The organism is Mycobacterium sp. NGS51 (assembly GCF_059812525.1).
In genome coordinates, this window is the sequence record NZ_JCALCV010000011.1 from 135586 (window position 1) to 149236 (window position 13651).

The following is a 13651-nucleotide window of genomic DNA, read 5'->3' on the forward strand; positions in this document are numbered from 1 at the left end:
GAGGCGCTCATCTCATCCAGGCCGGAATGACCGGGAGGCCACTGCGGTGACGGTATTCGGCGATCGTCTTGAGGTTGTTCAGCTCCAGGCCATGCCCGGCGCCGAACAAGTCCCAGAAGTCGCCCACCCAGCCCGTGCGGCCTGGCGGGACAGCGTCTGGATGTGGGTTGTGGTCGTAGAACGGATGTCGGCAATTGGTCCACAGCACAACTGATCCCGGCTTGTCGAGCACCAGCTGCGCGTCCAGAACCCGCATCAGATAGATCATCCACAGGTGCCTGCCTTGGTCCCAGGCGCAGTGGTAGTCGACGGTACGGGCATCGGCGTTGGCCACGGTTCGGGTGTAGATCTTGGTGTCCGGCAGTAACCGGTCGTAGGCCAGCCAGAGCCCAGGCTCATCGGTCGGGGTGAAGCCGCGCAGGGTATAGGTCCACTCCTCGAGACTTCGGGTGTCGGCCAACCAGGCGAACAGCTCGTCGGGAGGGCAGTCGACGTAGTCGTTGACCGTGCAGTACTGACCGAAGACCTCGTCGTGGGGATACACCGACCGCATCTTCGCCATGAAGATCGGGGCGGTCTGCTCCAATGGCGCGGTCTCGATGCGCACCACTCCCTCGATGGGTTCGGCAATATCATCAAGCGCTGACAGCGACATGGGTGCGGCTCTCCTTCGTGGTTGAATGCAGCTGAGCCGCCGACAAACTGGTCGTCGGCCGAGCCAGAAATGGCGCGAACGGCGGGATTTCGTCGGCTGCGCACTCGACGCTGACCACTGACGGCCCGTCGACATCCAGTGCCATGCCCATCGCCGATGAGAACGCGTCGGCGTCGGTGACGTCGACGGATGTTAGCCGGGGAAACATCGCCGCCAGACCGGCTCCGAGATTGCTTGGTGCAAATCGGTTGTAGCTGTATCGATCGTCATAGAACAACTGCTCGCGGGTCACGCACATGGCGTGGGCGTTGTTGTTGAATAACACGAACGTCACCGGAAGCCGGTATTGCACCGCCGTGTGTATCTCGGTGCCGTGCATGAAGAAGGCGCCGTCCCCGGCGACTACCACGACCCGCCGGCCACGAGCGAATGCCATGCCGATGCCAGCGCCGAAGCTGTAGCCCATGCCGCCCATACCAAGCGCGACGATGAATCGGCCTTCGCGCCGCGTCGGCAGATAGTGGATGGCGGCCGCGCCGGTGTTGCCGGCATCGACAACGATGTCCACCCCGTCGGGCAGCGCCCGATCGAGCGCGATCATTGCGTCGCGGTAGCGCACTCCCGGCCCGTCGAACGACGGGGGGCCAAGTTCCGTGTGCGACACCGCATCAGGTACGCGGATACCGACCGGTCGCGCACGCCCGGTCAACGCGCTGGTCAACAGTCGCAACGATGACCGCAGATCGTCGGTGTGCACGTGGGTGCAGGGAAAGTACGGTGGCGCGGACCCGATCGACACCGTCCGCACTCCGGACAGCGCATCGTCGAGTCCGGCGCGCGCGGTCACCGGCAGTCGGGTACCCACTACCAGGCACAGTGCGCTGCGGGCGATCGCCTCCGCGACCCCGGGATGTCCCATGACGCCGGTCACTCCGAGCGCCGACGACGACCCGAAACCCGGTGTCCCGGCGACATCCTTGGCATCGGGTACACACGCCACCCGCGCGCGCAGCACCGCCCGGAGCGCCGCCAGTTCGCTTCGCGCGTCGTCGCGGGCCACCTGCTCACCGGCGATGATCGTGACCGGCCCGATCGCCTGGTGCACTGCCCGCACGATCGGATGCGGATCGCCAATGGAACGCGGCCGTTCAAGATCACAGCGGTGGCCGTTGACGCCAATCGTGTCTTGCTGAATGTCCTTGGGCAGCAACAATACCGCCGGCCCACCCGTGCGCGCTGCCGCCAGTGCCGCCGGCAACGCGGAAACGATGTCGCCGGGTGTCAGCACCCTTCGGCAGAACAGCGACACCGACGAAAACAACCGCTCGGCATCCAGCGAGGCATTGCGGCCGCTGGTGTCCTGAAAGCTGCCCTGCCCGTCCATCGTCGTGGCCGGCTGACCCACCAATGCCAGCACCGGGACCCGGCTGGTCAGCGATTCTCCAAGTCCGGGAACGAGGTTGAGCGCACCACCGCCCGACGTGGCCGCCACCACCCCCAAGCCGGCCCCGCCGCGGCTGTACCCGTCTGCCATCGTCGCCGCCGAGAACTCATGCTTCGCCAGCACCGCCGTGATGTCCGACCGAAAATATGCGGCGTCGTAAAGATCTTCGATGTTGGCGCCATCCACGCCGAAGATGTGGGTGACTCCGATGGCCGCGAGCTGCCCGACAAGGTAATCGACCACCCGGTACGTGCTAGGCATATCTGATAGACGACTCGCGGGCGCATTGAGTTCATCGCTTCGCGGTTCAGGCTGGCACGGCCTCCACCACGGACAGTGGTGAAGCGGTTCGCACCACCCGGATCGTCCGCAATCCGGCCTGGCCGAGTAGTTCTCGGTACTCGGCCGCGGTGCGTTCGCGGGCACCCAGATTCAACAGCATCTCCAGGTCCACCCACTTTCCTGGGAAGTCACGGTCATGATCGGGGATCACCAGTTCGATCAGCAGTACCGTGGCCCGATGCCCGGCCGCCGCGCGAACATTGCGCAGGATCTGCACCGCCTTCTCGTCGGGCCAGTCGTGGATGATGTTTTTGAGCACGTAGGCGTCAGCTCCGCCCGGGACGCTGTCCAAAAACGACCCCGCCGCGATCTGCACCCGCGCGGCGACATCGCGCTCACGCAACAGGTCCTGCGCGCTCGTGACGACGCCGGGCAGGTCGTAAAGGACACCCTGCGACGACGGCGCCGCCGCCAGGATGGCGGCCAGCAGCGTCCCCTGCCCGCCGCCCACGTCGACGATCGTGGGAAAGGCACCGAAGTCGTAAGCGGCGACGACGGGCGCGTCCGTAAGCTGCGAAACACTCGTCATGGTCTGGTTGAAGAGTTCGGCGTGCTCGTGGTGCTCGGCGAAGTAGTCGAAGCTCTCCATGCCGTGCAGGGCCGGGACAACCGCGTTGCCGGTTCGGATCGAATCCAATAGCAGCGTCCAGCGTTCGCGCTGCTCGGCCGAGCCGTAGAACCGCGCCGCCCACACCATCGACACCGCCGCGTCGGAACACAGCGTCGCCGCAAGGGCGTTCAGCTCATAGCGGCCGTCACGCCGGCGCCGGAAGATGCCCCGGCCGATCAACGCCCGCAACAGCCGACGCAGCGCGTCGGCGTCCGCGCCCACTCGGGCGGCCAATTCGTCGACCGGCAGCGGCCCGTTGGCCAGCTCATCGGCGACACCGAGTTGAGCCGCGACCGTGATCGCCTGCGATGCCCAGGTCGCGATGATCATCTCCATCATCGCTGCCGGGGCAGGTGTCAGCCGTTGATGGACCCGATACAGGTGGTGACGCAGCCATTCGACGGCGCGAGCCAACTCGGCCGGTGGTGCCGTCGCGGACATCACATCACCTCGACAGTTCGACGCTCAGGTTGGCGGCCGCGACTTCTCTGCTGATCTGCGCGGCAATGCGACGGTGGCTTGCCCAACCCAGAAACGTCGTCAGCGCCCAGGTCATGACCCGGTCGGAGATCAACGCCGCCGGCCGCAGCATCGGCTCGCTGCGAGACACCTGCTGCGTGGTCACCCACGACACGGCCTTGACCTTCGGTCGCCTGGTGTTCTCATACCAGCGCAAGGCGGCGCACAGATCGCCGCTTCCGAAATCCGAGATGGCCTTGCACAACACCATGGTGTCGAGCAGCGCCTGATTGGTTCCCTGCGCCAGGGTGGGCGGCATCGTGTGCGCGGCGTCGCCGAGCAACGTCACCGCGCCGTCACCGCGGCGCGGAATCGGGTGTCGATAATGCGGAAACGGGGACGGAGCGAGGTCCGCATCGGTCAGGGTCTCCAGGACGCGGTCGACCAATTCGGACCACCCGCTGAAGTGCGAGCGGATTTCCTCGATAGGGCGACCCGGTCGGACGAAGCCCGGCGACCACGGCAGGTCGAACCACCACTGCAGATCGCACCCGCCGGCCGGCCACAGTCCGAGGTTGCCGTGTTCGCCGATCATCATCAGCGCGGCGTGTTTGTCGGGTATGTCGGTAAGGGTGACCAGCCCCTGCCAGCTGCACCACCCGGTGGGTGTCGCGTGCGGCGCGCCCAGGGTCTTTCGAACCATCGAGTGCAAGCCGTCGGCGCCGATCACCACATCTGCTTCGGCACGGCCGCCGTCGTCGAATTCGACCACCGCTCCGCCAGCTGTCCTGACCACGGCGACCGCGCGAGAGTCACACCGGATGCGTTCGGCCGGAAACCCTTTCAGCAGCCGTTCCAGCAGCACCCGGCGTGGCACCATCCGGACAGGTGCCCCGAGCCGGTCCTCGATCGCGGTCAAGTCCAAAGTCGCCAAGGGGCGACCAGTGGATGTCAACACCCGCACCACCGACAACAGCTGACCGGTCCCGTCCATATCGACGCCCAGCTGACGCAGCACCGTCGCGCCATTGGACCAGATGGTCACCGCGCCACCACCGGACGTCAGTTGCGGCCGCCGCTCGAAGAGCGTGACATCATGCCCGTCGCGCAACAACCCGCGGGCGATGGAAACGCCGGCCACACCGCCACCAACAACCACAACGCGAAGCGGTTCGCCCGTCAACACACACCTCCTACTGCCAACACGCTTGACGGCGACAAGAAGTTCAATCAGCGCCGGCGGCCAGTGGCCGTCCACCGGTGAACCGCACGCGGATCTAGACCGTGTTACCGCAGGGGGCCCGTGGATAGGGGGTCATGCGCCAGTTGTTCACTACTCACGACGTCGTTGTCATCGGTGCGGGGCCAGCAGGCCTCGCCGTCGCTCGTGAGCTTGGTCATCGGCATCGGATCGAGGCTCTCGTCATCGACCGCGCGACGACGCCTGCGGCGTCCTGGCACGCACGCTACGACAACTTCCGCCTCAACACGAACGGCTACTTGTCACATCTTCCCGGGCAACGGATCCCGCTGGGCGCAGGTCGTTGGCCGACGAAGGACGACATGGTCCGCTACTTCGACCGATACGTGCGAACACAAAACATCACGCCGGCGCTCGGGTGTGCGGTCAACCGTATCGACCGGACTCCAGACGGTTGGCTGCTCGACACATCACGGGGCGAAATCCGGGCAGCCGCCGCCGTTCTCGCCACTGGCCGGTACTGCACACCTACGGTTCCGCCGTGGCCGGGCGTCGCGGACTTCACCGGCGAACTCGTTCACTCAGCCGACTTCCGCAACGCGTGCCCGTTCCGGGGGCGCGATGTCCTGGTAGTCGGCGCCGGCAACTCGGCCGCCGACATCGCCGTCCAGCTCGCCCGCGGCGGCGCCGGCAAAATCTGGCTTGCCGTGCGAACCCCGCCGCACCTGGTGCACCGTTCGATCGGCGGTCTGCCGTCAGATGTCTTTCTGGAACTGTTCGCTCCGGTCCCGGCGCGCATGATCGATCCGCTGATCGCACGCCTCAACCGCTTACTGTTTGGTGACCTGTCGGGCTACGGATTCCACCAACCCCCGCTTGGGCTGAAGGCGACGGTCGAGCTGTCCGGGCGCATACCCACCCTGGCCGACGAGCTGGTCGATGTCGTGCGCGCCGGGCGCGTTGCGGTGGTAGCTGCGGTGCAGCGAATTGCAACGGGTGACGTGATCCTCGCGGACGGTACGTCGCTGTCGCCGGACGTAATCATCGCCGCCACTGGGTTTTCCACCGACCTCGAGCCGTTGGTCGGTCACCTGGGGGTCCTGGACGGGCGAGGCGACCCGCGTGGCGGGTTCGCCTGCCACCTTGGTGACGGATTGTTCGCCATCGGGTATGGCATTCCGCCCAGCGGTCCGCTGCGGGCGATCCGTCGAGGCGCCACGCCGCTCGCCGGCGAGGTCGCGGCCTACCTCAGCAGCCGCGCTGAACATTGCGCTGCCGCAGCTCGGTGAAAGGAAACACGGGTGCAGATCTTCTTGCGCGGCATGGACGGATATGAACCAGCCCGCCGCGACACCGTATGGAACGGCTTAGTGCCGGAACGCTTTCCCGATGCGATCGTGCTGGCCAATGACAGCGACGACGTGGTCGAAGCGATCCGCTATGCGCGTGCCAACGGCCACCAGGTCGGCGTATGTTCGGGCGGGCGCAGCTGGACGGCCAGTCATGTGCGCGACGGCGGCCTGCTGCTGAATGTCAGTCGCCTCGATCACTGCATCGTCGACGCGGATGCAATGGTCGCGCGCGTCGGACCCGGCAAGGCCGCGAGCGACTTCGCCCTCGGGCTCGACGCCGTGGGGCTTTTCTTCCCGGCCGGACATTGCGAAGGCATCGGCCTCGGTGGCTTTCTGCTGCAAGGCGGCTACGGCTGGAACAGCAAGGTGGTCGGACCGGCATGTGAGAGCCTGCTCGGGCTGGAGGTGATCACCGCCGACGGTGAGCAGATCTATTGCGATCCCGAGCACCACCCGGACCTGTATTGGGCCGCCCGCGGCTCGGGGCCAGGCTTTTTCGGCGTGGTCACCTCCTTCAGCTTGCGCATTCACCGGCGGCCGCCGGTTTGGGGCACTTGCCTGTACATGTATCCCATCGATGTTGCCGACGAGGTGTTCACCTGGGGACGCTCGATCTGTGCCGAGCTCGACGATCGCGTCGAACTGCAAATGGTCACCTGCCGCGGTTTTCCGGGCGCCGGCCTCGATCACCCCGGCATCACCATCGCCGCACCGGTCTTCGCCGATTCGGAGGACGAGGCGATGAAAGCCCTTGCTCCGCTGGGCAGTTGCCCGGTCGCCGATCGGTCGATCGTCAACCTGCCGTATGCGCCCACAACCTTGGCCAATTGGTACGCCGCGGTGATGACCAATTACCCAGCGGGCCACCGCTATATCGCGGACAGCATGTTCACTTCGGCGTCCGCCGAAGAGCTGCTACCGGGTATCCGCAAGATCATCGAAACGATGCCACCGCACCCGTCGCAGTTCGTCTTCGCGGGATGGCAGCCGTCCCCCGATCGTGCGGACATGGTCTACGGCCTGGAGGACGAGATCTACCTCGCGCTCTACACCGCCTGGCCGGATCCGGCCGACGACGAACGCTACGGCGACTGGGCGAGTTCCAACATGGCGGCGATGACGCACTTGGCCACCGGCATCGCACTCGCCGACGAGAACCTCGCGCGGCGACCGGCGAAATTCATCGCCGACGCGAACCTGGCACGGCTGGATAAGGTGCGCTCGATCTACGACCCAGATGGCCGATTCCACAGCTGGATGGGCGGCCGGTAGCCGCCGGAACTCACAGCGCGCGCTGCAGCAGCACCTGGCCGTTGTCGGCAGACACCACCTGCACTGCGGCGATCTGGTCAACTGATGTTGAGATGCTGCCGGCCGGCGTCGCAGTATGCCCGGGCTCGGCCACCCAGGTGGCCAACTGGGTGCGGCTGCCGTCGCGACCCACCACGACCATCGCCAGCCTGTCGTGGCGGGCGTTCACCGGTGCCAGGCAGACACACTGCAGATCGATGAAGGTCCCCCAGCGCTCGCTGCTGACCGACACCGTCGAGGTCAGCGCGGTCGTCCCCACCTGCGCCATCGGTAGCGCCGACACGCTGGCCTGCGGTGGCAAAGATGTCGGGGAATGACCCGCAACCCCAACAAAAACACCGATCGCCAGCACGACCGCGGCGGCAGCCGCAGCGGCCCAGCTCATCACGCGCGAACGGCGCCGCCGCCAGCGAACCGCGGCCAGCAACGATGTCAGGACTTCCGGTCGCAGCTGCGGTGTCTCCGGTGCGTCGTCATCCGACGCGATCGCGGCCATTTGATCGCCATCGAGTTGTGACAACAAGGCGGGTATGCCGCCCAATTCACCGACGGCTTCGCGACATGACGGGCAGCCGCTGATGTGCGCCTCGAACTCACGCCGGTCGGCGGCCGATAGTGCCCCCAGCACGTAAGCCGCGTCCCACATCGCGTACTCATGGCTGCCGTAGCCGGGTGATCCTTCGCCGGGCGCTCCCGGCGGTTGTATCGCCGTCATCGTGTCACCCCCAACTCTTGCAGTGTGAGCCGCAGCGCTCGAACGGCGTAGTGCAGCCGCGACTTCACGGTCCCTTCGGCAATCTCCAGCTCTGCGGCGATCTGCGCGGTGGTCCAACCCTTGTAATACGACCGGTAAATCACCGCGCGGTGCTCCGGCGACAACTGCGCCATCGCGTCAGCGATCAGCATCCGGTCCAACGCCGCGGACACGTCATCCGGGCCTGCCCGCTCGGGAGCCGTGTCCAACGAGCCAACTTCCTTGCGGAATCGGGCGCTTCGGCTCTCATCGATAATCATGTTGCGGGCGACCGTGAACAGCCACGCACGCGCCGACCGGTGAGTGCCGGCGGTGTCGTCTAACACCTCGGGATGCTGCCAGGCCCGCAACAGCGTCTCCTGAACAACGTCTTCGGCTCGGTTCCGGTCGCTGGACAACCGCAGCGCGTATCGCCACAACGCCGCCGCGTGTTCGTCGTAAAGGGCCTTCATCAAGGCGGCTTCGGGTGCCGATCTGCCAGCAATATCGGGCACTCGATCACCTCCCAAACCCTCTGATAACGACACGTGTCGGGCTGCGCTTCGGTTCACTTCAAGGCGCGGATGTCGTAACGCGCCGCTCAGGCGGGCAGCCAGTTGCCGTGGAACCCGTGCGGGACCCTGCGCGGCAGCTGTACGCGCGCAGCGGGTTCGCCGTCGAAGTCGGAAGCATCGATGATGACCAGGTCGCTGCTGTCGCGTATCGGGTCATACACGTACGTCAGGTACCAGCCGGCCGATTCGTCAGTGTGGTCGGTGGCCGGTGCGAACACCGCCTCGCTGGGTGCACCAAGCTGGCCGTCGGCGGCGAACCGGTGTTCGGAGGCACTGTCACGTTCGAGGTCATAGCGCACCAGGGCGCCACCGCCGACCGCGACCGAGTAGCGAGCAGCCGCACCGACCAGCCGGTCGTCGACGCGTGGGAACTCGACCCCGCGGTCGTCGAGCTGGGTCGCCGCGACGGACCCGTTATCCAGATCAAGAGCCCAGCGCCACAATGCCGCATCGATTCCGAACTCGCTAGTGTCGCGCCACATTTCGGGGTAGCGGACAACCTCCAGCACAATTGTGTTGGCGCTGTCGTACGCATTCGCGATGTGAAACACGTAGCACGGCTCAATCTCGAACCAGCGCATCGGACCGTAGGGATCGTCCCGGCGCAGCACTCCGAGCCGAGCCGGGTGGTTGTCGTCCCACCGGTAGGGCAGGTCCAATTCGTCCTGTTGGGCGAGCGCCAGGCGCGCGTCGAACACCAGCGGCAGGTCCATGAACACGACGTGCTCAGCGGTCAGTGCGAAGTCGTGCATCAGGGTCAGCGCGGGAACGTCGATGGGGCGGTTGACAACCAGCTGACCGTCGGCATCCGCGCGGTGATAGGTGACATGCGGCTCCAGGATGTTGCCGGATCCGAAGAAGTGCAATTCGCCGGTGACGGGGCAGATCTTGGGGTGGGCGGTCATCGAATCGGCCAACTTGCCGCCGAAGTCGTAGGCACCCAACGTTTTGAGATCGTTGCTGATCTCGTACGGTAACGAGAATTCCATCAGCGCAAGCGTTTTGCCGGCATGGCGAACAACATGGGTGTTGGCGACGCTCGAGTGCAGGTTCCGAGAGCCGTCGGGGTTGTACAGCGGGAGGGGATTTTCGAAACTCTCGGTGCGCAGCCAACGGTTGCGGTACCACGCTGCCCGACCGTTTTCCAGCCGAACACCGTGCACCATGCCGTCCCCGACACACCAGTGGCCGGCGTCCACCCGCGGGTTCGGACCGTTGCGCAGATACCAGCCGTCCAAGCCGGCGGGAATGGCTCCCTCGACCGGCAGATCGAAGGCGGTCAGCTCGTCATGTACGGGAGCGTAGTTGCCGGCGCGAAAGACCGGAAAGACCGTTTCCGGCGGCACCCCGCGATCTGGGACGGCTTGCAACCGTCGCTCCGGCGTTGTCAGCGCCGCGGGCAGCGGCGGGATATCCCACCGGACATCGCCCGTCTCGATCGCGAGTACCTGGTTGCCGTCGAGCAGTGCTAGCAGACCGGGCATGCCGGACAATTCGGCGACGGCCCCCCGGCATGATGGGCAACTGCCCATGTGCCGCTCGAACTCCTGCCGATCGGCGCCGCTAAGCGAGCCCAGCGCATATGCGGCGTCCCAGGTGGAGTATTCGGCGCAGTCGAAGGCGGTCATTGCGCCACCCCCATTTCTAGCAGGGCTTGTCGCAGGGTTCGCAGAGCATGGTGAAGCCGCAATTTCACGGTACCCTCGGCAATCCCGAGGTCGTCGGCGATTTCTCCGGTGGTCAACCCCTGGTAGAACGAGCGACGAAGCACTGCCCGATGCTCCATGGGCAATTCCGCCATCGCGTCGCCGACCAGCATGCGGTCCAGCGCCGGGTTGCGCGCCGGTTGCAGCGCCCCCGAGCCGTCCGATGGCATCAGCCCGGCGCTGCGCCGGTCGTCGCCGACCATGTTTCGGGCCTGGCTGAACAGCCAGGCACGCGCCGACCGCTCGGCGTCGTCGAGAACCCCGGGATGCTGCTGCGCGCGTGACAGGGCCTCGTCCACGACGTCTTGAGCGCGGGTCTGGTCACCGGTCAGCCGGAACGCGTAGCGCCACAAAGCCGCGGCGTGCTCCGCATAGGGCAGCCGCACCGGGCCGGTTTCCGGAGTGTCCATCGACAACCTTCCGGTGGTGACACGAGTGCGGACCTTATTCGGTTCACACCCGGTGCACCGGTCCCGGTTAGCCGAGGGTCAGGATGCGGGGCCCGTCCTCGGTGACCGCGACCGTGTGCTCCCAGTGTGCAGCACGCGAGCCGTCGGCGGTAGTGACCGTCCACTCGTCGTCAAGCACTTTGGTTTTACGGGTCCCCAGTGTGAGCATCGGCTCGATGGCCAGTACCGATCCGACAGCCAGCAGCGGTCCGCGTCCCGGGGCGCCTTCGTTGGGCAGGAAAGGGTCCATGTGCATCTGCCGACCGATGCCGTGACCGCCGTAGCCCTCGACGATGCCGAACGCGCGCCCGTAACGCGCTTCGGCGGCGCGGGTGGCGCTTTCGATGGCGTGCGAGACGTCGGTGAGCCGATTGCCGACAACCATGGACGCGATTCCGGCCTGCATCGACTCCCTGGTCGCCTGGGACAGCAATTCGTCGGCGGGGATGAGCTGCCCGACGCCCAAGGTGATCGCCGCGTCGCCGTGCCAACCGTCCAGGATGGCGCCGCAGTCGATGGACACCAGGTCGCCGGCGGCCAGGGTCTCGGTGGCGGATGGGATGCCGTGCACCACCCGATCGTTGACCGACGAGCAGATCGATGCCGGGTACCCGTGATAGCCCAGAAACGACGGCGTGCCGCCGGCGTCGCGGATCACCGATTCGGCGATCTCGTCGAGGTTCAGCGTCGACACCCCGGGTGCGGCGGCCTCCCGCACTGCGCCCAGCGCGGCAGCCACGACGGCGCCCGCGGCGGCCATCGCGTCGAGTTCACCGGAGCTGCGCTGCGGCACGACCTTGCGACTTCGCAGTCCGCCGATCACGGTTATTTGCCCAGCGCCTGCAAGGCTCGGGCGAACACTTCGTCGACAGTGCCGACGGCGTCGACGGTTTTCAGTTCGTGCTCATGCTGGTAGTACTCCAGCAAGGGCGCCGTCTCGTCGCGGTAGACCTTCATCCGGTTATGGATGATTTCCTCGGTGTCGTCGGCGCGGCCGCGCCCCTCGAGGCGCTCGAGCAGCACCTCTTCGGACACCCGGAATTCCAGTACCGCATCGAGCGGGGCTCCTCGCCGTTCGAGCATCTCGTGCAGCGCCCTGGCCTGCTCCACCGACCGGGGGTAGCCGTCCAAGATGAACCCGGAGGCCGCGTCGGGCTGGTCGATCCGGTCTTCGACCAGCGCGTTGGTCAGCTCAGAGGGCACCAAGTCGCCGGCGTCGAGGTAGCGCTTGGCTTCCAAGCCGAGTTTGGTGCCCGCGCTGATATTGCCGCGGAACAGGTCGCCGGTGGAGATCTGCGGAACCCCAAATTTGTCGGCCAGCTTGACGGCCTGGGTGCCCTTGCCCGCCCCGGGCGGTCCGAGCAAAACCACTCTCACTTCAGGAACCCTTCGTAGTTGCGCTGCATGAGCTGGCTCTCGATCTGTTTGACGGTGTCCAAACCGACGCCGATCATGATCAGCACCGCGGTGCCGCCGAACGGCAGGTTCTGTACCTGTCCGGTATTGCCGATCTCCAGGAACAGGTTCGGCAGCACCGAGATCACACCGAGGTAGATCGAACCCGGCAGTGTGATGCGGCTCAGCACAAAGCGCAGGTAGTCAGCGGTCGGCCGGCCGGGTCGGATACCGGGAATGAAGCCGCCGAACTTCTTCATCTCGTCGGCACGTTCGTCGGGGTTGAAGGTGATCGACACGTAGAAGTAGGTGAAGAAGATGATCAGCCCGAAGTAGATGGCGATGTAGACCGGGCTGGCCGGGTCGGTGAGGTAGTTGCCGACGAACTTGTCCCACCAGCTGTTTCCCGCGCCTCCGGTGCCGCTGCGGATCAGCTGGGTGATCAGATGCGGGATGTAGATCAGCGACGACGCGAAGATGACCGGGATGACGCCGGCCTGGTTGACCTTCAGCGGCAGATACGTCGACGTGCCGCCGTACATCCGCCGGCCCACCATGCGCTTGGCGTATTGCACCGGGATGCGGCGCTGGCCCTGCTCGACGAACACCACGCCGACGATGATGATCAGTGCGGCCACGCACACTGCCGTGAAGATCACCCCGCCACGGCTGTCCAGGATCGATTTGCCCTCGGCTGGAATCCGGGCGGCGATGCCGACGAAGATCAGCAGCGACATGCCGTTGCCGATACCGCGTTCGGTGACCACCTCGCCCATCCACATCACCAACGCCGCGCCGCCGGTCATCACCAGCACGATGACGACCAGGGTGAAGATGCTCTGGTCGTCGATGATGTCCAGGCTGCAGCCCTGCAGCAGCCCGCCATTGGCGGCCAGCGCCACGATGCTGGTGGCCTGCAGGACGGCCAACGCGATCGCCAGATAGCGGGTGTACTGCGTCATCTTGGCCTGGCCGGACTGGCCTTCCTTGCGCAGTTCCTCGAACCGCGGGATGACCACGGTGAGCAGCTGCACGATGATGCTCGCGGTGATGTAGGGCATCACCCCGACTGCGAACACCGTCAACTGCAACAGCGCGCCGCCGGAAAACAGGTTGATCAGTGAGTAGATTTGTGCGGCTTCCCCGCCGCTGACCTGGGCAATGCACTTCTGCACGTTCGGGTAGTTCACGCCGGGCGACGGCAGCGACGCGCCGACCCGGTAGAGAATGATGACGCCGATCGTGAACAGGATCTTCCGTCTCAGGTCGACTGTTCGCAGCGATGAGATGAAAGCCGAAAGCACTCTTCCTCCTGCGCAGCCGGGCTCTGGTCGCGGCATGCCAATGGGCTGGTCTGGCCAGCAACGGGTTGTCCTGTATTACGCGCCGACCCGCAGGCCAGAATATGCGCGTCAAGCA

Annotated in this window: 13 protein-coding genes; 2 read left to right on the forward strand and 11 right to left on the reverse strand. The window is 65.9% G+C overall.

Translation table 11 applies throughout. The features are described 5' to 3' along the window. Positions 1 to 7: 7 nt before the first annotated feature. From AC5Y5W_RS15300 to AC5Y5W_RS15315, 4 genes are read right to left on the reverse strand one after another with little or no spacing between them, the layout of a single operon-like run. On the reverse strand, positions 8 to 655 hold the full coding sequence (locus AC5Y5W_RS15300; RefSeq protein WP_500010924.1) for an SRPBCC family protein: 648 nt from the start codon (positions 653 to 655) through the stop codon (positions 8 to 10). Further along, entirely contained in the window at positions 636 to 2360 is a 1725-nt protein-coding gene (locus AC5Y5W_RS15305; protein ID WP_500010926.1) for a thiamine pyrophosphate-binding protein, read from the reverse strand. Before AC5Y5W_RS15305 ends, AC5Y5W_RS15300 begins: the two co-directional genes overlap by 20 nt. Positions 2361 to 2406: 46 nt before the next feature. Continuing rightward, positions 2407 to 3492, reverse strand: coding sequence for a methyltransferase (locus AC5Y5W_RS15310; protein ID WP_500010928.1), 1086 nt, complete (start codon positions 3490 to 3492; stop codon positions 2407 to 2409). A gap of 4 nt (positions 3493 to 3496) precedes the next feature. Beyond that, a complete protein-coding gene (locus tag AC5Y5W_RS15315; RefSeq protein ID WP_500010930.1) occupies positions 3497 to 4693 on the reverse strand; it encodes an FAD-dependent oxidoreductase in 1197 nt (398 codons plus the stop codon). A gap of 134 nt (positions 4694 to 4827) precedes the next feature. Here AC5Y5W_RS15315 and AC5Y5W_RS15320 point away from each other — a divergent pair, with 134 nt between their 5' ends. Together AC5Y5W_RS15320 and AC5Y5W_RS15325 are read left to right on the forward strand one after the other, a co-directional pair. Beyond that, positions 4828 to 6000 carry a flavin-containing monooxygenase gene (locus AC5Y5W_RS15320; protein ID WP_500010932.1) on the forward strand — a complete coding sequence of 391 codons (1173 nt, stop codon included), beginning with the start codon at positions 4828 to 4830 and terminating at the stop codon, positions 5998 to 6000. 33 nt (positions 6001 to 6033) lie between these two features. Beyond that, a complete protein-coding gene (locus AC5Y5W_RS15325; protein ID WP_500010991.1) occupies positions 6034 to 7335 on the forward strand; it encodes an FAD-binding oxidoreductase in 1302 nt (433 codons plus the stop codon). A gap of 10 nt (positions 7336 to 7345) precedes the next feature. Here AC5Y5W_RS15325 and AC5Y5W_RS15330 read toward each other — a convergent pair whose 3' ends face one another. From AC5Y5W_RS15330 to secY, 7 genes are all read right to left on the reverse strand, one after another. Continuing rightward, positions 7346 to 8020, reverse strand: coding sequence for an anti-sigma factor family protein (locus AC5Y5W_RS15330; RefSeq protein WP_500010993.1), 675 nt, complete (start codon positions 8018 to 8020; stop codon positions 7346 to 7348). Positions 8021 to 8085: 65 nt separating this feature from the next. Further along, on the reverse strand, positions 8086 to 8580 hold the full coding sequence (locus tag AC5Y5W_RS15335) for a sigma-70 family RNA polymerase sigma factor (RefSeq protein WP_500010995.1): 495 nt from the start codon (positions 8578 to 8580) through the stop codon (positions 8086 to 8088). Between the two features lie 128 nt (positions 8581 to 8708). Further along, positions 8709 to 10310, reverse strand: coding sequence for a carotenoid oxygenase family protein (locus AC5Y5W_RS15340; protein WP_500010934.1), 1602 nt, complete (start codon positions 10308 to 10310; stop codon positions 8709 to 8711). Continuing rightward, entirely contained in the window at positions 10307 to 10798 is a 492-nt protein-coding gene (locus AC5Y5W_RS15345) for a sigma-70 family RNA polymerase sigma factor (RefSeq protein WP_500010936.1), read from the reverse strand. The genes AC5Y5W_RS15340 and AC5Y5W_RS15345 overlap by 4 nt, the downstream gene beginning before the upstream one ends. 67 nt (positions 10799 to 10865) lie before the next feature. Then, on the reverse strand, positions 10866 to 11666 hold the full coding sequence (gene map, locus AC5Y5W_RS15350) for a type I methionyl aminopeptidase (protein WP_500010997.1): 801 nt from the start codon (positions 11664 to 11666) through the stop codon (positions 10866 to 10868). After that, a complete protein-coding gene (locus AC5Y5W_RS15355) occupies positions 11663 to 12214 on the reverse strand; it encodes an adenylate kinase (RefSeq protein ID WP_500010938.1) in 552 nt (183 codons plus the stop codon). The genes map and AC5Y5W_RS15355 overlap by 4 nt, the downstream gene beginning before the upstream one ends. Continuing rightward, the gene (gene secY / locus AC5Y5W_RS15360) at positions 12211 to 13536 is read right to left on the reverse strand and encodes a preprotein translocase subunit SecY (RefSeq protein WP_500010940.1); all 1326 of its coding nucleotides are present in this window, start codon (positions 13534 to 13536) and stop codon (positions 12211 to 12213) included. Before secY ends, AC5Y5W_RS15355 begins: the two co-directional genes overlap by 4 nt. Positions 13537 to 13651: the final 115 nt, after the last annotated feature.

What these genes read in the sequence shown, in the direction of transcription:
- AC5Y5W_RS15340 (WP_500010934.1), bottom strand. Translation starts at nt 10,310, where the DNA reads ATGACCGCCTTCGACTGCGCCGAATACTCCACCTGGGACGCCGCATAT.
- AC5Y5W_RS15335 (WP_500010995.1), bottom strand. Translation starts at nt 8,580, where the DNA reads ATGAAGGCCCTTTACGACGAACACGCGGCGGCGTTGTGGCGATACGCG.
- AC5Y5W_RS15300 (WP_500010924.1), bottom strand. Translation starts at nt 655, where the DNA reads ATGTCGCTGTCAGCGCTTGATGATATTGCCGAACCCATCGAGGGAGTG.
- AC5Y5W_RS15310 (WP_500010928.1), bottom strand. Translation starts at nt 3,492, where the DNA reads ATGTCCGCGACGGCACCACCGGCCGAGTTGGCTCGCGCCGTCGAATGG.
- AC5Y5W_RS15330 (WP_500010993.1), bottom strand. Translation starts at nt 8,020, where the DNA reads ATGTGGGACGCGGCTTACGTGCTGGGGGCACTATCGGCCGCCGACCGG.
- AC5Y5W_RS15345 (WP_500010936.1), bottom strand. Translation starts at nt 10,798, where the DNA reads ATGGACACTCCGGAAACCGGCCCGGTGCGGCTGCCCTATGCGGAGCAC.
- AC5Y5W_RS15325 (WP_500010991.1), top strand. Translation starts at nt 6,034, where the DNA reads ATGGACGGATATGAACCAGCCCGCCGCGACACCGTATGGAACGGCTTA.
- AC5Y5W_RS15305 (WP_500010926.1), bottom strand. Translation starts at nt 2,360, where the DNA reads ATGCCTAGCACGTACCGGGTGGTCGATTACCTTGTCGGGCAGCTCGCG.
- AC5Y5W_RS15320 (WP_500010932.1), top strand. Translation starts at nt 4,828, where the DNA reads ATGCGCCAGTTGTTCACTACTCACGACGTCGTTGTCATCGGTGCGGGG.